Annotated in this window: 17 protein-coding genes and 1 pseudogene; 5 read left to right on the top strand and 13 right to left on the bottom strand. The window is 43.6% G+C overall.

Annotation, left to right across the window (positions count from 1 at the left end; translation table 11 throughout):
- Positions 1-728: 728 nt before the first annotated feature.
- The gene (locus QFZ77_RS22305) at positions 729-1,214 is read right to left on the bottom strand and encodes a hypothetical protein (protein ID WP_307442763.1); all 486 of its coding nucleotides are present in this window, start codon (positions 1,212-1,214) and stop codon (positions 729-731) included.
- A gap of 644 nt (positions 1,215-1,858) precedes the next feature.
- On the opposite strand from QFZ77_RS22305, the gene QFZ77_RS22300 reads away from it, so the two are divergent.
- The 3 genes from QFZ77_RS22300 to QFZ77_RS22290 all read left to right on the top strand — a co-directional run bounded on the left by QFZ77_RS22300 (position 1,859) and on the right by QFZ77_RS22290 (position 3,330).
- Entirely contained in the window at positions 1,859-2,002 is a 144-nt protein-coding gene (locus QFZ77_RS22300) for an N-acetylmuramoyl-L-alanine amidase (RefSeq protein WP_307442761.1), read from the top strand.
- 35 nt (positions 2,003-2,037) lie between these two features.
- Entirely contained in the window at positions 2,038-3,030 is a 993-nt protein-coding gene (locus QFZ77_RS22295) for a metallophosphoesterase family protein (protein WP_307449737.1), read from the top strand.
- A gap of 174 nt (positions 3,031-3,204) precedes the next feature.
- Positions 3,205-3,330: a hypothetical protein gene (locus tag QFZ77_RS22290; protein WP_307442760.1), complete on the top strand. Its 126-nt coding sequence runs from the start codon at positions 3,205-3,207 to the stop codon at positions 3,328-3,330.
- A gap of 142 nt (positions 3,331-3,472) precedes the next feature.
- Here QFZ77_RS22290 and QFZ77_RS22285 read toward each other — a convergent pair whose 3' ends face one another.
- From QFZ77_RS22285 to QFZ77_RS22245, 9 genes are all read right to left on the bottom strand, one after another.
- Positions 3,473-3,724, bottom strand: a complete 252-nt coding sequence (locus QFZ77_RS22285) for a hypothetical protein (protein WP_307442759.1) — start codon at positions 3,722-3,724, stop codon at positions 3,473-3,475.
- A gap of 94 nt (positions 3,725-3,818) precedes the next feature.
- Positions 3,819-5,534: a pectate lyase family protein gene (locus QFZ77_RS22280; protein ID WP_307442758.1), complete on the bottom strand. Its 1,716-nt coding sequence runs from the start codon at positions 5,532-5,534 to the stop codon at positions 3,819-3,821.
- Between the two features lie 585 nt (positions 5,535-6,119).
- Positions 6,120-7,727, bottom strand: a complete 1,608-nt coding sequence (locus tag QFZ77_RS22275) for a glycoside hydrolase family 43 protein (protein WP_307442756.1) — start codon at positions 7,725-7,727, stop codon at positions 6,120-6,122.
- A 23-nt stretch (positions 7,728-7,750) separates the two neighbouring features.
- On the bottom strand, positions 7,751-9,346 hold the full coding sequence (locus QFZ77_RS22270) for an extracellular solute-binding protein (RefSeq protein ID WP_307442753.1): 1,596 nt from the start codon (positions 9,344-9,346) through the stop codon (positions 7,751-7,753).
- 26 nt (positions 9,347-9,372) lie between these two features.
- Entirely contained in the window at positions 9,373-10,251 is an 879-nt protein-coding gene (locus QFZ77_RS22265) for a carbohydrate ABC transporter permease (protein ID WP_307442752.1), read from the bottom strand.
- A gap of 57 nt (positions 10,252-10,308) precedes the next feature.
- Positions 10,309-11,277, bottom strand: a complete 969-nt coding sequence (locus tag QFZ77_RS22260; RefSeq protein WP_307442750.1) for an ABC transporter permease — start codon at positions 11,275-11,277, stop codon at positions 10,309-10,311.
- A 211-nt stretch (positions 11,278-11,488) separates the two neighbouring features.
- The gene (locus QFZ77_RS22255; RefSeq protein WP_307442749.1) at positions 11,489-13,852 is read right to left on the bottom strand and encodes a helix-turn-helix domain-containing protein; all 2,364 of its coding nucleotides are present in this window, start codon (positions 13,850-13,852) and stop codon (positions 11,489-11,491) included.
- A 369-nt stretch (positions 13,853-14,221) separates the two neighbouring features.
- A complete protein-coding gene (garD, locus tag QFZ77_RS22250; protein WP_307442748.1) occupies positions 14,222-15,757 on the bottom strand; it encodes a galactarate dehydratase in 1,536 nt (511 codons plus the stop codon).
- 38 nt (positions 15,758-15,795) lie between these two features.
- Positions 15,796-17,163, bottom strand: a complete 1,368-nt coding sequence (locus tag QFZ77_RS22245; protein WP_307442746.1) for an MFS transporter — start codon at positions 17,161-17,163, stop codon at positions 15,796-15,798.
- A gap of 206 nt (positions 17,164-17,369) precedes the next feature.
- Between QFZ77_RS22245 and QFZ77_RS22240 the strand changes: the two genes are divergently transcribed.
- Positions 17,370-18,290, top strand: a complete 921-nt coding sequence (locus QFZ77_RS22240) for a LysR family transcriptional regulator (RefSeq protein ID WP_307442745.1) — start codon at positions 17,370-17,372, stop codon at positions 18,288-18,290.
- Between the two features lie 5 nt (positions 18,291-18,295).
- On the opposite strand, the gene QFZ77_RS22235 is transcribed toward QFZ77_RS22240, so the two are convergent.
- The 3 genes and pseudogenes from QFZ77_RS22235 to QFZ77_RS37900 all read right to left on the bottom strand — a co-directional run.
- Complete coding sequence (locus tag QFZ77_RS22235; RefSeq protein ID WP_307442744.1) at positions 18,296-18,538, bottom strand: hypothetical protein; 243 nt, start codon at positions 18,536-18,538, stop codon at positions 18,296-18,298.
- Between the two features lie 23 nt (positions 18,539-18,561).
- On the bottom strand, positions 18,562-18,798 hold the full coding sequence (locus QFZ77_RS22230; protein WP_307442743.1) for a hypothetical protein: 237 nt from the start codon (positions 18,796-18,798) through the stop codon (positions 18,562-18,564).
- Between the two features lie 17 nt (positions 18,799-18,815).
- A pseudogene (locus tag QFZ77_RS37900) lies at positions 18,816-19,091 on the bottom strand (ADP-ribosylglycohydrolase family protein); the annotation flags it as partial.
- 700 nt (positions 19,092-19,791) lie between these two features.
- On the opposite strand from QFZ77_RS37900, the gene spoVB reads away from it, so the two are divergent.
- A complete protein-coding gene (gene spoVB, locus QFZ77_RS22225) occupies positions 19,792-21,342 on the top strand; it encodes a stage V sporulation protein B (protein ID WP_307442742.1) in 1,551 nt (516 codons plus the stop codon).
- Positions 21,343-21,553: the final 211 nt, after the last annotated feature.

Below are 21,553 nucleotides of genomic sequence, written 5' to 3'. Positions count from 1 at the left end.
AATTCACGTATGGAAAATGATCGTTCTTTTCAATTAGACTTGGGGCTGTTCCTCCACCTCGATTACGAGGCTTCATCGGTCGTACCCCTGCCCTCACAAGGATAAATTCATTTCGGCAAGTGCCTTATTGCAACCGTTTCGGGTAACAGCCCTTACTGCAACGTCCCTTGTTTTCCAAGTCCCTTATAACCTAGCTATCCGTGCTGAACTTAGGTGCTTCCTCTAAGCCTGTGATATCCATGCCGCCATAGTTCGGCATCGCGTATTTCATAGCAGAAAGTTTTACTTTACGCCACTCACACCATCGTCTGATGGTACATATGTTTCCGCATGCTCTAACTTTAGACCTGTACATTCGGAAGTTCGTCAGTTCGCTTCTTTGCGAGCATTCTCACCATATTCAGTTTTTCAACCGCGCGACATATCCGTTGGCATACCTTTTTTTTCTCAGAATGGCTCTAGCCTTCGTTCTGCCGAATCTACCTGTACTTCACACCACATGACCTGTTAGTCATGACGCGCGCAGGAGTATTGGCGAGATGGTTTCGGGATACATGGTTCCGTCATTCCCATCCTCGGTTGTAAAGTTAAGATTACACCTTGTAATCTTCTGCTTTTCACACTGTTTGGTGCTTATGGCAGAACTTGTCGTACTTCTGCGTTAGTTCAGTTTAAAGCAAAAGGATTTGATATAAGGTAAATAAAAAAGAAGTTGCCTTAGGCTACTCCTATTTGTTTAAAGGAATTTCAGAAATAACTTCGTTTCCCATAAGCACAAGCAATGTAGAATCAAGTGCCGATTTTCTTACCCCTTCAAAATCCGAATCTTTTTTAATAGCGTATTCAAGACTAAGAATCGTTTCTTCTTTTGCCCTAAAATTCCCAGAATTATTGCTGCCACGTAATTGCATCTTTACGTACTTTGTGTTTTGTTCAAGTTCCATTAAAGAAGCCAACGCTGGATTTGGTCTTACAGCATAGTTTAACCCATTTCCATGATAAAACATATGGTGACCAGGCGAATCGCCAGCTTTACTATTGTCTAAATTTAATTCCTTTGTTTTCTTTAATACAATATCGTACCGAAGGATACCAGCTGTCTTCATTACGTTGATTTCCACTTCTTTCACAACAATAGGGTCTTGTTTGCTAAATCCGGTCACTATTGATAGCGAAATCAAAAGCGTTAATACAATTTGTATTTTCTTAAACAATTGGGCGTTCTCCTTTTAGAATATAAATTCTCTTATCGGTAAGATGTCTCCATTTTTGATAACTTCAAATCCATGTATTTAAAAGTTATTATTTCTAATCAGTATGGAGGATTATGCACCACCTTCAAAACACTTTGTGGATTTCTTTTATCCAGGAAAACATGTTTCCCTCCTATGTTAACTGAGAAGGCTACCAGACCTAAGCTGCCGGCTGCCACATTATTTTGTTATTGAACTTACATTTCCGTTAGTTGAATTACATAACTAATAAGTTTAATCAATGTCTTCGTCTTTGGGCTCTGATTTTTCTACTGAGCTAGCTTATCGTTGCTGCCACCGAATGCTGGTTACATTATTCTTATTGGATCGCTTCCCACTACTTCAATAAGTAGCCGCTAAAATTATCAGTTCCTACTATTAGGAGGAGTTAACATTTCGTTATTCTGCACTTTAGTTGAGAAAAGGCAGCCGATCATCTGCCAGCTGCCTTCACGCTTTATTGATTGAACTAAAGTTCCTCGTTAGTGGAACGACCCATGAAAACTTTCCCACTATTTCAAAAATGTGTGCCTTACTCATTTCATTGAAGGCGGATTCTACATATTGTAGAGATAGATGGACAGCCTGGTTTAGGAGGGGATCAAGTGTTAAGCCCGGAAGATGCCAATAAAATCATCGAGACCTTTTTAAGCCCGATGTGGTATTTCGTCACCTCACAAGAGGACAAGGATGAAATTCACCGGATTGCCAATGAGTTAAGGAAAGCTTCGGGTCAGTCCCAAGATTAAACTTAGTGCTAAGGGGGAGGATGCGGTTGCTTAGTGTGAAAGATACTGTCAAAATTATAGAATCTTTTCTTCTGCCGCGCTGGAATCTCGTCAAATCCCAACAGGAAAAAGATGAGATTAACCGTCTAGCTGATGAGCTGAGAAAAGCTTCAGGCCAATCTCCTCATTTAAGCTTTTCTGTCGTCAGCGATATTCATGTTCAGTACTGGGATACGCAAGCTCAGGGTAAATTCAGCGCAGCGTTAGAAGATTTATATCGGTTGAACCCTAATCTAGACGCCTTAGTGATTAACGGTGATCTTGGGGACGGGCGTTCCGATGATTATGCTATGTTAAACTCTATTCTGCAGAAGTATCCGCTTCCGAAGACAGTCTACTATACGTTAGGCAATCACGAATTTTACAAAGCTTATTACAAATCTAATGCGGACTGGTCGCCAAGTACTTTTCCCAATGGTGAATCGGATCGAGCGTCCATAGAACGGTTTCTGTCCCATACAGAAATCTCTAGCGTTTATTACAACAGTTGGATTCAAGGATATCATTTCATTTTTCTAGGTTCCGAACAATATAGACAATCCGATCCGGCTAACTACGAAGATGCATGGTTATCCTCTGCTCAGTTAAGCTGGCTGCAGAAGAAGCTTCAAGAAAACTATTCCCCGCACAGGCCAATGTTCGTATTTCTTCATCAGCCGCTGCAAGGCACAGTATCAGGCAGCGTAGAGCGGGGCGTTGTGCAGCAAATGGAATTGAAACAGCTATTATCCGTATACACTGAAGTAATTTTCCTTTCAGGGCATACCCATTGGGAACTGCGTCTACCCACCACGCTTGTCAGGGATGTGTTCACGATGGTAAACAGTTCTTCAGTTAGTTCCCCCTACGATAACAACGATCGGCCGATTCAAGGAACCCGTTCGGAGGGCTTGGTTATCGATGTATATGAGGATCGTGTTCATATACGTGGAAGAGATTTTTATACTCAAACCTGGATCCCGGAAGCTGATTATAGCGTAAGCCTGTGAGTAATCTGGAACCAAAATCGACCAGCCACCTAAACGCGACTGGTCGATTTGGTTTATCTACAATACTCCAACTTTGGCAGCGTTATTTAGTAGAATTTATTTGACCCGGTGGAAGAAGGATTCATAAATTTACCGATCCACATATCAATATATCTAACCTTAGGGACGTATTACATGGATAAAGCCCGTAGAGTTTTCATTCAACGGGCTAATAATACGATTATTGATCAAGCGACGGATGAGGTTTGGCATTGGTACGATGCTGATTTGGTACGATTGAAAGGAGCTAGTGAGGAGTAAGAGTTTTGAATGTGTTAAATCCACTCGGTTTAACGAATGAAAAATCAAAATAGCGGCTGCAAAGGACGAGAAATAAAGTCCTTAGCAGAAGCTGTTTTATTGAACTCCCTCGGTACCCGTTAGCTCAATCAACTTTCTCTTTTTAAGCCCTTTGGGGTTCTCTAAATGAACCGAACATGCCTGTAAAAAGCCCAATTAACCCAATAGTAAATCCATATCCAGAAGAACCTTCAAAAGCTAACAAAACAATTACTCCGAACAGTGTTATATGAACACCTAAAAGTTGAACTTGAAGAGCACTTGGATTGATAAAGTCCAATAATATCCCTGCATAAAAGATTACAATAACTATTAGAATTAGAACGATTAAACACACTAAGCCAAAACTAACCATTTTGACCCTCTCCTGGCTCCAGCTCGGGGTAGTCACCGCCGGCGCCCTCCTCCTCCCGCTGGATTCGCAACTTCTTGTATAAAATTTTTTGGGTTCAGTGGTTCTTGTTGTAACTTTCTGCTTCAATAGTCGAATATGCATTCGAATATGCATCCATATAGTTTGTTTTTAACCAGTAAGCAGCACTGAATTCAACTTTTTTTGATATTCCTGCGTATTTTACTACTGTTGGTACAACACTGTTTAGCGGAACGGTTTTATATGCATAAGGCAATTGCTCATTGTAATCATAGGTGAAAGTAAACGGTGTGCTGGGCGGGTTCGTTTTACTCATATTTTCTACCCCGACGATATGTGAAGACCAAGCCCATTTCCCGATTGTTGATTTGTCATACCAAGTGATTCCCTTGGTAAACAAATTATCACCATTATTGTCCCAGCTGCTTCCTATATAAGATCCGCTGCTATTTATTACTTTTGAATTAACAATTAAACTATGGTTGATCGCATCTTTAAATAACTCATTAAAAGGTGCACTCATATTTCCAGTATCGTCACCTTGACGTTCTGCACCTATCAGTGGTTCATTAAAAGCATTATAAACATTTGTATCTGCTGCTATCGAAGCACCATTTCTTGCATTCACTCCACGTGATAATGTATCTCCGCCATATTTTGAGATAGCGTATACACTATCCATTACATTCTGATGCGTCGAATTATCAAAATAATTATTAAATACATGGCCAGCTCCTTGACGAATCATTGGCAAACGTTGTCCAACATTCGTATAACGATTGTACGCCATCGTCAATCTAAGTCTTTGATTTCCATCTTTGACCTCAACTCCGGTAGGACTAACATAGTTCGTATAATCCTTATCGCCGGAGCCTACCAAATGAACTTTAGAGTGATATGCTGCATAAGCCATAATCTGATTTTTGGTAGCGCCTTCGTTACGCATTTTATAGTAAACGCTGGTTGATGGGTCCAATGCACCTGCTGCATATTTTTGCTCCATATATTCGATTGACTTATAAATAGAACTGCCCTTATCTGGATCTTCAGTTGCTTCTAATCCGAATTCATTCCAAGAAAATGTTACATTGGATGCACCGTTTTCCATGTCAATCATTCCATCTGCCGCTATAGAAAACTTACAGTGGTCTATCCATACATTGTTAGCGCCATTCACCTTGATAAATGACCAACCTACCTCTTTATGCTTTCCCGAGTCGTCCCATTGCCACATTTCATCAAATTTGAGATTTCTTATGACAATATCGTTAGATGAACCCTGCAGTTTTATTTCCGCATGCTTAATGGTCTTGCCTGATGTTGAGAAGATGGTTAACCCATCTACGTTTGAAATGCTTAATTTAGTTACTCCGGAAGCGATTAACAGTGGATTCGTGAATCCGTTCGATGGTTTCGGATAATTTGTAATGAAACTATACTTTGATTTTTCAGTTGAATCTAGAGCTAATTCAGTCCATCCTAAGTTAATATTATCCGTAACTTCAATTACTTTAACAGTACCTTTACTCGCATCCAGAATTGCCTGTAAAAACTCTCTACCATTACTAACTGTACGATAATAGGATGTTCCCACATAACTACTTCTATCATTTACTCCTAAAGAAGCATAGCCAGGAACGGATAAAAAGCTAGTATCATAGCTCTTTTCAACCTTAATCGTATTAGGAATTGAAGCAATCACGGCTGCCTCTACTTTACTACCTGCAACAATATAAGATGAAGTCACCAATAGACTTCCCATCACCAAACTACTTAAGACTTTTTTCATCATAATAAAATCCCTCCTTCAAATAGTAACTACACCCCGCAATCCCATTATCTAACACCTATTATCAATGTCGCTTCCCCCTCTTATAAAAGCGCTTCCAATTTCCCCAATAACGATTCCGGAAAATACCCGGAAAGATAAATCGATTAATCGGAGTTATGTGCATCATTGGGAAAAAAGGTAATAATTACTCGGATTATAGCATGGCGCATGGTATGGATCTATGGGGGGAAGCGCTCATCCTGTATATCGAGCTATCAAAAGAACTAATTTCTCGATTAATTTGAATATTTTCTCACTTATTTTGAAAATAAAATTAAACTGTTCCCTCCTCTTGTTGAACCACAACTGGATAAATTAATTCAGGGATCGTGCCAACATTTTAACGAAAATAAACGCTAAGACTTCGATCATGTCCGGCTTTGGCGTTATCGTCGTTAGTTAATTATGCTATCGTAGAAAAATATACGAAAACATCTTGATTTCGTTGTAGCACATCAGTAGTGGCGCAACGCCATTTCTATTCGCCGCCTCTCTACAAGAAAGGTAGTAGTTCTTTCCTGTTGGACGAATTACAAACCGATTACACTACGAATTTCCGCGATACGTAAATTGTTTAAACAACGCCTTACCGTGCTGCTGATACAATACACCACGAGCAAAGATGCCTACACGGGGAGCCGTGAAACAATTGAATCTGGCAAAATGCTCCGGATACAGAAATTCCGCTGAGACGAACAATTCCAGCTCCCTATACTCCACCCCTTCAACCGATATGGCGAAAGTGAACTGCTGACTCTCTGCATCAAGCTGGGTTCTCAGCCATAAGTCCGCTCCCGGTTCCATATCAAGCTTCTCCCGATACAGCATATGTCGATGGCATTTCTCCGAGCGGTCAATCTGTACATAGAGTCCATCATCCTCCTGCTTCTCGTGCAATCGGGCGGCATCAAACTTTTGTCCTGCGGTTTGGCCGATTCCATAACGGACACTAACAAGCAGCATGGCATCCATGTCGCGGTACAGGACCAGCCCTGCTTCGTCGCCCAACGACTGGGGTACAAAAGAAAGCTGTGTGTGCGCCTCAAAACAGAAATGCTCCCATCGGCGAGTTAGGATAAGGGTCGACCCGGGGACATATAACGGGTAAGGTGCGCATTCCAGCTCAAGCCCGTTTCCCGTTAACGTATAGCTTCCTTCAAAGGGGTGACGCACCCACTCCCAAACAGGAGACAACTCTGGTTCGTCGAAACGGTCTGTTTCGGCCTCAACCAAGATGGGTTCCTGCCCACTTTCGAGCAGCACATGCACCCGCTCCTGCGGGCTTCCCCCGTCTCCTACCTCAAACCAGCCATCGTCTGTCCAACGAACTGATTCAAGGAAAGTCTCACGCCCTAAAGGCGTACTGCCATTTGGAGTCAACGGACGCCCTCCAAGGTGCAGCATCCACCAGTTCCCTTTCATATCCTCCACCAGCTTACCGTGGCCTGCCTTCTGCAGTGGCTTGCTAGGGTCCGTCTGTGTTAGCACTGGATTGTGTGGGCATGGTTCATAGGGTCCCCAAATCGAACAGCTGCGGGCCAATGTTTCCATGTGTCCAAAGCGCGTCCCTCCCTCGGCCAGCATCAGATAGTAATAGCCATGGCGCTTGACGATATGCGGACCTTCAGGGTTGTTGCCTCCAGTCCCCGGCCACACCTGCTTGGCATCTCCAATAAGCCTGGACCCATCGGGATGAAGCTCCTGCAGCCAACCTCCGCCAAAGGCGAGGTAACGACGACCGTCATCGTCGTGAAATATGGATGGGTCTATAAAGTGATGATTCAGTACCACGCCTTCGGAATAAGGCCCTTCCGGGCGTTCTGCTGTGAACAGCAGGTTTGTGCAACGCGGCTGTCCGTGAAAAAAAGGAACGACCACCCAAAACATCCCGTCAGCATACGATATATCGGGAGCGAATACGCCATGAGAATCCGGTACCCCGGTCAAGTCAATTTGGCTGCGTCGAGTAATGACGTGCCCAATGGGGCGCCAATGTATCAGATCACGGGAATGGTGCACCATGACGCCGGGAAAATATTGAAAGGTAGAGGTAACAACATAATAATCTTCACCCACCCGAACTACCGAGGGATCTGGATGATCCCCTGGAAGCACTGGATTAGGAACGGAATGAACGTTATGCTCAACCATCATCTGATCGTCACCGCTTTCTGCTTTTATCGTTTCAGGTATCGGTCATAAGAGGCTTGTTGGACTTTCAAGACTGCATCTATGCCCATTTTATCAATCTGTTTGACATAATCGTCAAACTTGCTGATCGGCTCCGAGCCAATAATGAACTTGTTCATCATCTCGTCTTTATACGTCGTAATCTCTGTAAATTTGGAGTTAAGAACATCACGCTCCTGCTGCTTGAAGGACAAGGCAACTGGATACTTAGGTTTAATAAAAGGCGTAATCGAATCACGAATCTGAGCCAGCTTAGGTGAAACCATTGCGTTCTCGTAACGAATGTCCCATTGATAAGCAAACTCCCGGTGTCCAAGCTCATACATTTTGATCAGAGGCGCATTATTTTTATCCTTCATCACGAGATCCGTGTATTTCGGTTCATTATTTTCCATCGTATACGTTTCGCCCAGCTTACCGAAATTCATCGCCAGCTGTCCTTCGGGGCTGTAAAACCAATCCTGTACCTTAGCAATTTCGGTTTTGAATTTCGATTTGGAGCTGATACCAAAACCGTTCTTGATCAGGTTTTGCTGACTTTTGGTAAATGGAGCAATCCCTGTTGGGCCTTGGAGCGGTGTCAAACCAGTTAAGTTGACCTTCGGATTGGCCTTGCCAACCAGCTTCTCAAGAGCCTCGAGTCGCGGGAATGAATCAAAGGTAGCACCCGATACTTCATTCGTGAATCTGGACTCCCAGACCTTTTGATCATTCGTTATATATTCCTTATCTATCAGGCCTTCCTTGTACAGCCTGGCTGTATATTCAAGCGCATCCTTTAATTTGGCATTGGTGTACGTGTATTTCACCTGACCGTTTTCCACATAAAAATCCTCTTCAAATGATACGCCAAAAGGCTCGATGAATGGCAGCAAACCCTTCATTTTACTTCTTGTTGTGAAAGGAATTTCATCATTCTTGCCATTTCCATTCGGATCTTTTTCTTTAAATGCCTTCAGTACCTGGTACATTTCTTCGGTTGTCTTCGGTGCCTTCAACCCGAGATTATCCAGCCAGTCCTGACGGAAGATTTGCAGGTTGATCGTTTTGACGGCTGAGATTTGAGGGAAAAAGTAAATGTTCCCGTCATCGGATTTGATATCCTTCAAGATCGCTGGATTTTGCTCGATAATCTTTTTAAAATTAGGCATATTCTGCTCGATCAGCTTGTTCAACGGTTCAAATACGCCATTCTCCCCGCCTTTATTTAATAAATCCAGTGGTGCCTCCATCAGATCTGGCAGCGTCCCGCCCGCCAGGGTCAAATTGAACTTTTCGATGTAATCGTTGACGTCTGCAGGTGCCTTCAGCCATTTGAAATTGACGTTGGTTTTTTCGGAAATCGGCTTCATCCATAGTAGTTCATTGGACTCCACTGATTCAGGTCTCGGCCTCATATAGACACTAACCTCGATCTGCTTATCCAGGATCTTTCCATTCGCATTAACAGGCTTATTCGCCTCGCCTGCCTTGGCCTCCGGAGTCGCCGCTGCCTTCTCTTGCCCGCCTGTTTGGCATCCAGCCAATGTAACCGATACCAATATTAAGCCGGTTATTCCTTTCATCCAACTTTCTTTTTTCATGTTGACGCCTCCTTTAAATTTGTGTTTTAACCTTTAATAGATCCCATCATCGACCCTTGGACAAAGTATTTTTGAATGAAAGGATACACAATAAGAATGGGTAGTGTCGCTACAACCAAAGTCGAATACTTAATTGATTCGCTTAACAGGTTCTTGTCGTCAAAAACATCAACCAAAACCTGATCCGTCTGATTCTGAATCACGATCGCCCGAAGCAGGATTTGCACTGGAAACAGTTTCTCATCATTCAAATAAATCATAGCTGGGAAAAAGCTGTTCCATTCGTTAACCGCATAGAATAAGCCAATCGTCACCAAAGACGGAATCGCCAACGGCAAAATAATTTTGACCAGTGTTTGTACCATCGAGCACCCGTCTATTTTGGCGGCGTCCTCCAACTCGACAGGAATTTGCTCGAAAAATGTTCGCTGGATAAATACATAAAAAGAAGTCACCGCCGCCGGAATGACGATCGCCCATATCGAATCCCGCATCCCGAGGGCATTCACGACGAGAAAGGTGGGAATTAATCCGCCTCCGAAGAGCATCGGAATCAGCACGATCGTGGTCATTAATTTACGGCCTTGCAAGTCCCGTTTGGACATCGGATAGGCGGCACATACCGTTAACACCAGGCTTATTGCCGTTCCAAGCGCCGTATATAGGATCGTATTCAAATAGGATCTTCCGAGCATCGGAAACTCAAGCACTCTTTTGTAAGCCTCTAATTGGAATCCCATCGGTATAATACCGATTCTCCCCTGCTGAATGTACAATTGCTCACTCAATGAGGCGGACACGACATAAAGAAACGGATACAAGGTCATAACGACAATTAACCCCAGAACCAATGCATTGATGCAACTGAACACCAATCCTCCAAGCGTCATACGCCGGAAAGCCATACCATTTCCTCCTTAACGCTTTCTGTGTGGAAAGCATGCTTCTTTGTTGGTTACAAATCACCACAAACTCGTTTCCGAGTACTTTTTGGCCAGTTTATTGGCGATTACGATCAGAATCAGCCCCATGACCGACTGAAACAGTCCGACTGCAGATGCGAAGCTGTAGTTAGCATCCAATATTCCCCTCCGGTATACATAGGTACCGATGACATCTGCAGTCAGGTACGTATTCGGGTTGTACAAAAGCACGATTAATTCGAAACCGATCTCCAGCATATGACCGATTTTCAGTAACAGCAAAATAATAATCGTAGGGGCGATACCCGGAAGCGTAATATGCCAGGTCTGATGCCAGCGGTTCGCACCGTCTACTCTTGCAGCTTCATACAATTCCGTATTGATGCCCGTTAAAGTGGCAAAGTACAGGATTGCCGACCATCCGAGTGTTTTCCACAGATCCATAAAGGTAAAGATTCCCCAGAAATAATTCGGATCCAGTAAAAAATTCGTCCGTTCCACACCGAATTGCACTAAAATATTGTTGATTAATCCTACGCTGGGCGAAAGAAAGGTTACCGCCATACTCGCTACAATAACCGTCGAAACAAAATGAGGCAAATAACTGATCGTTTGTACTATGCGTTTGATCAGCGAGTTCCGAACCTCATTTAATAAAAGGGCAAAAATAATCGGTGCAGGAAATACAAACACCAAGCTCAGAAGGTTGATCATCAGTGTATTGCGCAGCAACCTACCAAAATAAACAGAGTTAAAAAAATCGATAAAATGCTTAAGTCCAGCCCATTCACTCCCAAGAATCCCCTTGTAAATATTGTAGTCCATCATAGAGATCACGACGGCCATGACGACAGGTACATATCTGAAGATCAGGTAATAAATCAGCGGTGGCAGGAACATCAGATAGTACGGCAGGACTTTTTTGAAAATGCTTCGTCTGCTTGATGTTTTCTTGTATCCTGCACTTATGGATGGCGGGCTCGCAGCAGCTATAGTTTGCTTAGCCAATAGGTAAGACTCTCCTCTCAACGTTTCGTGTACTTCGCTCGCCTACTCAATGTATCCCCTTACATGAATTTCGTATATCGATAATTCTTTAGATACATCTACTTTTTTCATGATCATTGCCAAAAACCGCCAGGAATCAGCTCCTGACGGTTAGTACTGCTTCGTTATCTCCAATAAACCCCGGTCGCTCCACTCTTTTATCACCAGTCTTCTAGAGGTCTTCCTTCGTATGCAATTGCCTGAATTGTCCCGGTGTAATCCCTTCATGCCGCTTGAACACCCGGATAAAGGTATTGGAATTCGTGAATCCCGCCTTCTCGGAAATTTCAAAAACGGTATCCTGGGTTTGCTGCAGCCGCATTTTAGCTTGTTCAACCCGCCTTGTATTTATATAATCAACAAAATTCATACCCGTGACTTCTTTAAAAATACTGCTCAGGTAAGAAGGCGATAATCCGATATTCTCCCCGAGAATCGTTAACGATAAGTCCAGATGATAATTTTTTTCCACATAGTCTTTAATTTGATTGAATAAAGTATTATCCTGCCCCTGCTTCTTGTTTTGAATCCAGTCACTGATGCTCTGGAACATCCATTCAATAAACTCCTTCTTATCCTCCAAGCGTGATTGCTGATTAACCTCTTTATATAAATCAAAGGATTCGCTGAATATTTCCCCGGTCGTAGATAGGACTTCGTAAATCGTCCGGATTGCGGTGCCTACCAGAGCCTGAAACAGGTAAGTAATAATTTCCGGCGTTATATCCCCTTGCTTTAAATTATCTCCCCATACTTTCTGCAAATGTTGGTGCAAAGCCACATGGTTTCCGGTCTTCACACAGTTGATGATATGCTTCTCCACTTCTATCGAATAACTGAAGGAGCTCTCGGGCAATTTGTCAACCTCATCAATAAAGATCACGCTGCCTTCTCCCTTGACGATCTTGTACTGCAAAGCGGACAAAGCTTCTACATAAGAGAGGGGCACCTCATCTATCGTGCTGTAAATATTGCCGATCCCCACCGTGAAAGTCCGGGAATACTCCTGCTCGAAAAAGGAGATGACCTTTTGGATAAAATCGTGAATCACCTCCGGCTTCGAATTGGGATGATCGAGATTTAACAGGGAAATGATTTTGTCATTGCGCTTGCGGATCGATCGTACACCCAGATGTACGTCGTCCAACTCACTAACCATCCCATCTACGATTTCCAGAATATCCCGGTAACGCAGATTGATTTTATCCTCTAGAGAAAAATCGACGGTTTCAAACACAATCACTTGATACGAACCATAGTTAAACTCCAATTTAATTTCCTCTGCAAGCTGCTGTACGTTGGCCGACGATACTCTGCCATCAATGAGGTCGTAGAGAAATTTTTGCTGAAGTGCCGGAAGGTTTTTTTCAAAAGAGCCCCTTAAGCTTTGATTCTCATAATACACATAATTAATAATTCGATCGATAAAGCCAAGTTCATCTTCCTTGGAATTATTGTCCTGGCTGGAGAGAGGGGTGCGGCCCAATACGTTGATATATCCGATAATCTTGTTGATGGGACGGTAAATTCGGTTGGTCAAAAAATAGGACATAATCAAGCCGCCTATCAGACAAATAATAGCCGTTACAAATGTAAATTGACGTATCGCATTTGCCTTTTCCGTGATAAAAGCCGTCGGTACCACGCTTATATACTTCCAGTCATTCACCTTCGATGAAGTAAACAAAATTTGATACGATTTACCCGCAATCGTCTGCTCCAGATAACCATTACCAGCATTGATTCCTCTTACTTTCTCTGTAATGGCCCCTTTGACAGAATTAATCAACTCATCCTGATCGCTGCGAATTTTGCTGTTAAATACAACCTCTCCCTTGATGTCCAACGCATAGATGAATGCCGGATAAGGATCACTGACGCCTTGAACCCTGTTGGAAAAATCATCCGTTTTGATATTCAGGTACAAAGCGCCCATAGGCTTGATTTCACTTAGAGGAACCGTCCGCGCAAATGTAATTACGGATGAGCTTATTCCATACGAGTTTGCTTGAAATCTGCCCATAGAATTAAGCCCATGGTGGTTTTGATTTGGAGTTGTCCAATCTGTTGACTGCCCGGTTTTGTAAATATCCTCATAATAATAATCAAGATTGTATTTGGATTCCTGATTCAATACGATCGGGTAGCGGTAGAACTGGATCCATATATCCGAGATCAATGTATTCGCCTGCTTGACGCTTTTTAAATATTTAATAATATCAAGAAACAGCAATTGGTCAAGATCCCATGTGGTTTCCGATAAATACAGCGACCTTCGGATCTGCGATTGAAGTGAAATCTGAAAGGACAAATTATCCAGGGAGGTCAATGTTTCATCAATGTTGTCTCTAGCCTGCTCGATATATTTATAGTTCGATTTCACTACTTCCTCAACGAGCAGAGAAGAAGATTGGGTATACGAAACATAACCAAATGCAAGAATAGCGATCAGAATGAAAATATTAAACAAAAACAACATTTTCACAAAGATACTCTTTTGTTTAAATACCTTTAAACTTTGCGGGATTAATTTCAAAGCGTACCCTCCTTTTGAACAGTACCTTGCCTTGAGTATGTAAAATATATTCGTATTATGAGGTTGACCAGCTAAATCTGGTACGCGAAGCTATGGCAGTGCAATAGTTAGTGGGATCCGGGCCATATTTATTTGAGGAGGGTATTATGATTCCTGTAGTCGGTAATGCATGATGAAAACGGTTGCAGAAAACTTTAATTTAACTCATTTCTTAATTTAATTGTATACTTTTTATTGTCTTGCGTGCGCATTTGTTTTTATTAAAATATAAAAAGTGCCCTTCCGGGCACTATTATACTTTATCCTTTTTCTGAGCTGCCAGCCAAACCTTGAATTAAGAAGCGTTGTCGGGCTGGATAAGAACCCGGATCAGGTTACAGGTGCAGGGTTGAATAATGCCAAATCGTTGTATAGTCCCCAATGATCCGCCCATGTTTTCTTGCGTCCGCTGGCGACATCCAGGATCAAGTGGAAGATTTCCCAGCCGATTTCCTCGATGGTGGCCTCTCCCGTTGCGATTCTCCCCGCATTCAGATCGATCAGATCATGCCATTGTTCCGCCAAAGAATTTCTTGTCGACACCTTAATCACCGGAGCGACAGCCAGACCGTAAGGCGTCCCTCTCCCCGTCGTGAACACCTGCAAGTTGATACCGGAGGCTAGTTGCAAAGTGCCACATACAAAATCACTAGCCGGCGTTGCCGCGAAAATCAGTCCTTTTTCGGCAGTCCTTTCACCGGGGGATAGGACCCCAACAATCGGGCTGGTGCCTGATTTCACGATTGATCCGAGCGACTTTTCAACCACATTGGCGAGACCGCCTTTTTTATTGCCCGGTGACGGATTGGCGCTTCGGTCGGATTGACCATTCTGCAAATAATCGTCATACCATTTCATCTCACGAATCAAGGCCCGGCCGACTTCTTCGCTAGATGCCCGCGGTGTTAACAGATGAACCGCATCCCTCACTTCAGTGACTTCGGAGAACATGACCGTCGCTCCGGCGCGTACTAACAAATCGGCGGCATAGCCGACTGCCGGATTGGCCGTAACCCCTGAGAACGCATCGCTTCCACCGCATTGCAAACCGACGACCAAATCGGAAGCGGGGCTAGTGATGCGCTTCCGGCGATTTAATCGATCGAGCCGGGCTTCCGCCATCTCCATGATCGATTTGACCATAGGAATAAATCCGTGATGCTCCTGCAAGGATATGATCTTACCGGAGTCCCCTTCCGGCACCAAACGTTCAGGATTCAGCTTCTCGCAGCCCAAACCAACGACCATGAGTTCCCCGCCAAAGTTAGGGTTCTGGGCAAGATTTTGAATCGTGCGAATCGGAATTATCGCATCCGGCGCATTGATCGCAACCCCGCATCCATAAGTATGCGTTAATGCTACGACATCCTCGACATTCGGATATTTCGGAAGCAGCTCCGCTTTGATTTTCTTTACCGTATATTCCATTACGCCGGCGACGCATTGCACGCTGGTCGTAATCCCAAGAATATTTTTCGTTCCGACGCTGCCATTTGCATTCCGGTAACCCTCAAACGTATAGCCTTCGAGGGGAGGCAACAATGCCGGCACGTTGCTAGCTATCGATAGTTCCTCCAACCTCGGCGGTGTCGGAAGCTGAACCAACGATTCGTCGATCCAACTGCCTTTTACAATCGTTTGAACGGCATGCCCAATCACTTCTCCGTAACGTATGATCGCTGCGCCTTGATTGAGGTCGATTAGCGCCACCTTATGTCCTTGAGGAACATGATTCGTTAGCTCGAGCCCGCAAGAAAATACCGTTCCTTTAGGCAACCCGCCTTCATTGACAATAATCGCAACATTGTCGTTGGGATGTACTTTAATATAAAGAGGAGTTTCATTCCGCGTTTGTTTCAAAGTCATGAGTATGACCTCCCCATCCGGATAAGTTAATTTTTATTTTATGAATTCGCCTTTAATTCAACGCGTTTAATCTCGCCGACGATGAGCAAATAACACAGGATGACCATAAAGGCGTTGGCCCCGACAAATATTAGCGCTCCATTAAACGAGCCGGTTGCTTTCAAAATATACCCGATAATAATGGGAGTCGTAATTCCGGCAAGATTGCCGAACGTATTGAACAGACCTCCACTTAACCCGCCGATCTCTTTCGGGGATGTATCCGAAACGACCGCCCAACCCAATGCGCCTATGCCTTTTCCGAAGAAAGCTAATGCCATAATCGATACGATAAGCCAGTCGACCTTTACATAATTACAGATGATCATCGAAGTCGATAAGAGCATCCCGATCACGATCGGCGTTTTTCTGGCTACCGATAAGGATTTTCCTCTCCTCAGCAAGTAATCGGAAATGAGTCCCCCTAAGATCCCGCCCATAAATCCGCAAAGGGCTGGCAGCGAAGCGACAAATCCGGCTTTCAGAATGGACATCCCCCGCTCTTTAACCAGATAGACCGGAAACCAGGTGAGAAAGAAATAAGTAAGCGTATTTAAACAATACTGAGCCGTGTAGATTCCTACCGTCATGCGGTTTGTCAGCAGCTGCTTCAAGTAGCCCCATTTCACTTCAGCGTTTTTCGCGCTTCCTTCTCTCGCCTGATCCAGATTCACCAAAGCTCCGCCTTGCTCTAGATAATCTAATTCCGCTTGATTCACCCGCGGATGATCTTTGGGGCCATATATTGTCTTTACCCATACCCCGCACAGCACAATCCCAATCAAACCCATAATAACAAATGCGGACTTCCAACCGTAAGAGCTGGTAAGCCAGCCCATGATTGGAGCAAAGATGACCGTAGCGAAATATTGAGCCGAATTGAAAATCGCCGATGCCATTCCGCGTTCCTTCGTCGGGAACCATGCCGATACGATTCTGCTGTTCGCTGGGAATGAAGGCGCTTCCGACAAACCGACCATAAAACGGAGCACGAACAACATGGTTATTGCGATACCCGTACTGAAGAAACCGATAAAACCTTGCGTAATCGTAAAAAAGGACCAGAAAAAAATGCTGAGCGTGTAGATCAACTTCGAACCGAAACGGTCGAGAAACCACCCGCCCGGTAATTGGCCGATCACATAGGCCCACGAAAAAGCTGAGAACACATAACCCATGGAAACCGCATCCAAGCCAAGCTCTTTCGACATCGGTGTTCCCGCTATCGATATGACGGCGCGGTCGGCATAATTTATCGTCGTTATGACAAACAATACCAACAAAATCATATAGCGTACCCGGGTTTTTCCTGCAAACGCTATAGCTGAAGAAAGATGATTCGAAACTTTAGTGCTATTGACATCCATCTCATTTTTCCTCCTTCATTTGTTTGCCTAACAACCTCAATATCACTTCATTAATCATTTACAGCGCTTACATTCACATCGGAAAGCGTCCTCGATACTTGTTATTTTCCCAAAAACATCGTAATCTGAAATTATAATAAAGTAAAAGTGTAAATATTTAGATTTCTCTAAATAAATTTAAGAGTAAGGAGGCGAATTTTCTTCGAATGGATTTAAAACAGTTGGATTATATGATTAAGATAGCGGAAGAAAACAATATAACAAAAGCTGCGGAAAAGCTTTTTATCACCCAATCTGCCTTAAACCAGCAGCTTTTAAAACTTGAGAAAGAACTGGGCACACAGCTTTTCGTACGTTCAAGAAGCAATTGGCACTTGACGCATGCCGGGAAAATTTATGTCGAGAACGCGAAAGAAATCGTACGCATAAAAAAAGAAACGTACAACCGGATTAACGATATTCTTGAGATAAAAGAAGGAAAATTGATTGTTGGATTAACTCCGGAGCGCGGTATTAAGATGTTTGCGGCTATATACCCAATTCTCTATAAAAAATATCCGAATGTAAAAATTGAGCCTATTGAAATGTCCGTCAAAAAACAACAATACGAAATCTTTCAAGGTAATCTTGATATTGGATTTTTAACTTTGCAAAACTCCCAAAAAACGAATGATCATTATATCCATATCTGTTCTGAAAAGATTATTCTAGGTGTTCCAAATGCTCATCCTCTTGCACACTTGGGAGGAAAGCTTGGCGAACAACTTCCTGAAATAAGCTTAAAGCGTTTTGAAAACGACTCCTTTGCCACTATGCAAAAAGGCTCGACCCTTCGCGAAATCTATGATCATCTGATCAACGAAGAAAACATCAGTCCTGACATTTTGTTGGAAACCAGAAGCTGCCAAACCTTATTCAAAATGGTTGCGGAGGGCATCTGCTGCTCCATTTTTCCGATTACGTACGCCAAGCCCAGCACGAACGTCTCCTATTTTTCGATCAAACAAAATCCGGAATGGGAAGTAGCAGCCAGTTATAAAAAAGGCAGCTACCTATGCAATGTAGCCCATGATCTAATACGAATTTCTACGGATTACTGGACAAGAAAAATGATGAATTACGGATAAAAAATTTAAGCTTGAACTTCATCTCCCCAAGACTGGTAAACATCGCGTACCTCGCGGTAGGATTGCTTCGGCTTACGGTATTCGTTCACCAATCCCTTGTTGTTAAAGCTGCGTGCCCGGTCGCGAAAGTATTTGCCGCTGCTCTTCAGATCGCCGCTGCCATTTTTGAAATTTGGCGACTCTCCAATAAATAGAAAAAGGATCTTCCGAAAAGCAAGCTCCTCCTCTATCGTTCTCCGTTGAACCAATGAAAAATTGGTCAGCCGACAAGCTATTCATCCCTTAAAAAGACAGCCACAATCATACAAACAGTTGCAAAGATTATAAAAATAATATTGATGTTTTCCCGTCTTCCCCATTTTTCTCTAAAATTTCGTGATAAAACTCGCCCCTTCTTAAGTTCTCCCTTTAATTTCTTTGTAAAACGATACAGTTGAATTAATTGCATTACATATATTATCAAGGCAACTACACTTAATGTAATTCTTAAAACGGTTTTTAGTTCCAATTATAGTTGTCGTCCTTTCAGTGTTGACAGTTTAGATCAAAAGTATAGTTTGGCCTTATGTCATCTAGTCTTTGCTTGAGATTGTATTTGAATCTCTGCTGAATAAATGATTTAATTTCATCTTTTGATTTATTGTTACTCGCTAGAAAGACTACACAAGCTACGGCTTGAGCACCAATGATACCTTGTCTATGATTGTGGGTTACTAATGCTGATCTTCTGGACTCAATCATCACTTCTTCTAAAGAGCTAAAGGAAAATCCTATCGGGCACACTCTCATAGCCGATCCGTTTCCATAACTTCTGTATGGTTGGGGTTGTTACTCAAAGCCCATTCCTCAAACTTTTGTCCATACCCAACGTTAGGATACAATCTTGCATATTGCCTTAATTTATTAGCATATAATCTCTTGCTTGCGTACTAATGCTTATTACTTTGTTTTTTCTTGTTTAGAATAGCGTCTGCTATAGCTACTGTTAAAACAGTATCATCTGTAAATCTCGTGAACCTATCATAGAGTTTAAACTTAGTAGACTTGGTATTATGCCACTCAAACACTGAACCAATTACATCCCCTAGAACAGCACCTAACATAATTCACCTCTTGCCAAAGCCATATTCACTTTCGCCATATTTCTAATATTCGCGATGAAACTAATTTTTTCCTTTTTAGACCCGACAGCTATTTTTCATTCATATAAACGAATTTCAGCCTATAGCAGCTCTCTGATATTAAACTATCGTTCTGCGTTAGCGTAACAAGTTACACTATGACTTGGCACTAATCCTTGTTAAAATATTCAACCACCAACACAATCAAGCCAAGAACAAACAATAGAATACTATCGTCTAGAAGAAAAGTTAAATAGAAAAAGTCGCCGCGCCGCTATGCGCCATCACATGTCCAAAAATGACATCAACAACGGCTTGTTCGCATGCTTTTCCAATTTTTGAATACATTTAAGTATTCGATAAACAGGAGGACACAAGTCATGTCACAACACGGGCAATCGTTCATGAGAGGTACGCTGGTCTTGTCTGTCGCTGCTTTCATCAACCGTATTCTCGGTTTTATCAGCGGCATGTATATCGCTCGCGTACTGGGCGCAGAGGGAATCGGCATCTTGATGATGGCGCATCCGCTCGTCCCGCTCGTCATTACGATTACGGAGCTTGGATTGCCGGTGGCAATTTCAAAGTTGGTCGCAGAGGCCCACGCTCGCGGCGAACGGATGAAAGTGAGGCGCATCCTGCATGTCTCGCTCGCTGTCACGGGCGTCTTGAGCGTAGCGCTCACGACCATATCGTTACTTGGATCTGAGTGGATCGCATCCATTCTGCTAAGCGACCAACGCGCTTATTACGCGATGCTGGCGATTACGCCGATCGCGCCGATCGTCGCTGTCTCCGCCGTATTAAAGGGATATTTCCGCGGCATGCAGCAGATGAAGACCATTGCCGCTTCGGATTTGCTGGAGCATACGGTGCAAATCGCCTGTGTACTTGCGCTGGTCCACCTATTGCTGCCTTACGGCGTCGCTTATGCGGCTGCCGGAGCAATGGCTGCCTCTGTTGTCAGCGAAGCGATCAGCCTCCTATTCCTGGTGACAAGCTACAAGCTATACGGTGAATCGAAGATGCCGGGCGAGACTTGGGCAAGCCACCTGAAACAAGGAAGAAGCACACTCGGCGAGCTGCTGCAGATCGGACTGCCGACGACCGGGCACGGTGTCATTCATTCGTTATACAGCACCTTCCAGCCGCTTCTTATTACAACCAGCCTGGCGCTGGCCGGCATCGGCACGGCGTTAGCCACGAAGCAATTCGGCCAGCTGGCCGGCTATGCGTTTCCGCTGCTTTTCATGCCAAGCTTTATCACGCAGTCCTTGTCCACCGCTCTCATTCCTGCGATTGGCGAGGCATCGGCGAACAAGAACAGTCTGCTCATACATGAGAGGATGAATCAGGCTATGATCTTGGGACTCCTGATCGGCGCGCCGGCAACCGTTATCTTGTACGAGTGGGCAACTCCACTAACGACACTTGTCTATAATGCACCTGAAGCAGGATTGCTTCTGAAAATACTGGCGCCGATGTTTTTCCTGCATTATTTCGATGCTCCGCTTCATGCGATTCTGCTCGGGCTCGGCCGCGCGAAAGCTACGCTGTGGAATTACGTAATAGCCACCGTATTCAAGGGTGTCTCGATCTTCGTATTCGGCAGCCAATTTGGTATTATTGGCGTTGCGTACGGCATCGGTATCGGCATTGTGATGCAAACACTGCTGAACTTCTTTTCCATCTCAAGCTCGATCGGATTTTATTGGAGTATTCGTCCTTATGTCAAGGTTGGGATCTGCATGATGCTGATGGTGATATGCGGACACTGGACCTATAACTATGTTGCCAGCCATGGTATGCCGCAGTTATGGTGCGTAATCACTTCAATCGTCTGTTCCTTGTTTCTCTATTTCGCCGCACTCGTATTGACGGGTACGTTGAATTGGAAAAGTACGCGCCACAGATTTTCGATTCCATGGTAAGTTTACATGAAAAAGAAAAAGCAGCCATGATCGGCTGCTTTTTCGCTGCTGGCTTAAAACGTAATGTTCTTTTTCCATGTTAATTTCATTGCCTTGCTCATTACCACTGAATAATTTTCCCTTCTGAATTGAACATAGTGGTCACAGAATGGTGTTTATCGGCAGTAACTGGATGTGTTGATCCCACACAACGCGGCTGCCGATCTGTGCC

Source organism: Paenibacillus sp. V4I3 (genome assembly GCF_030817215.1).
Classification (GTDB): domain Bacteria; phylum Bacillota; class Bacilli; order Paenibacillales; family NBRC-103111; genus Paenibacillus_E.
This window is presented reverse-complemented; position numbering and strand designations above follow the sequence as displayed.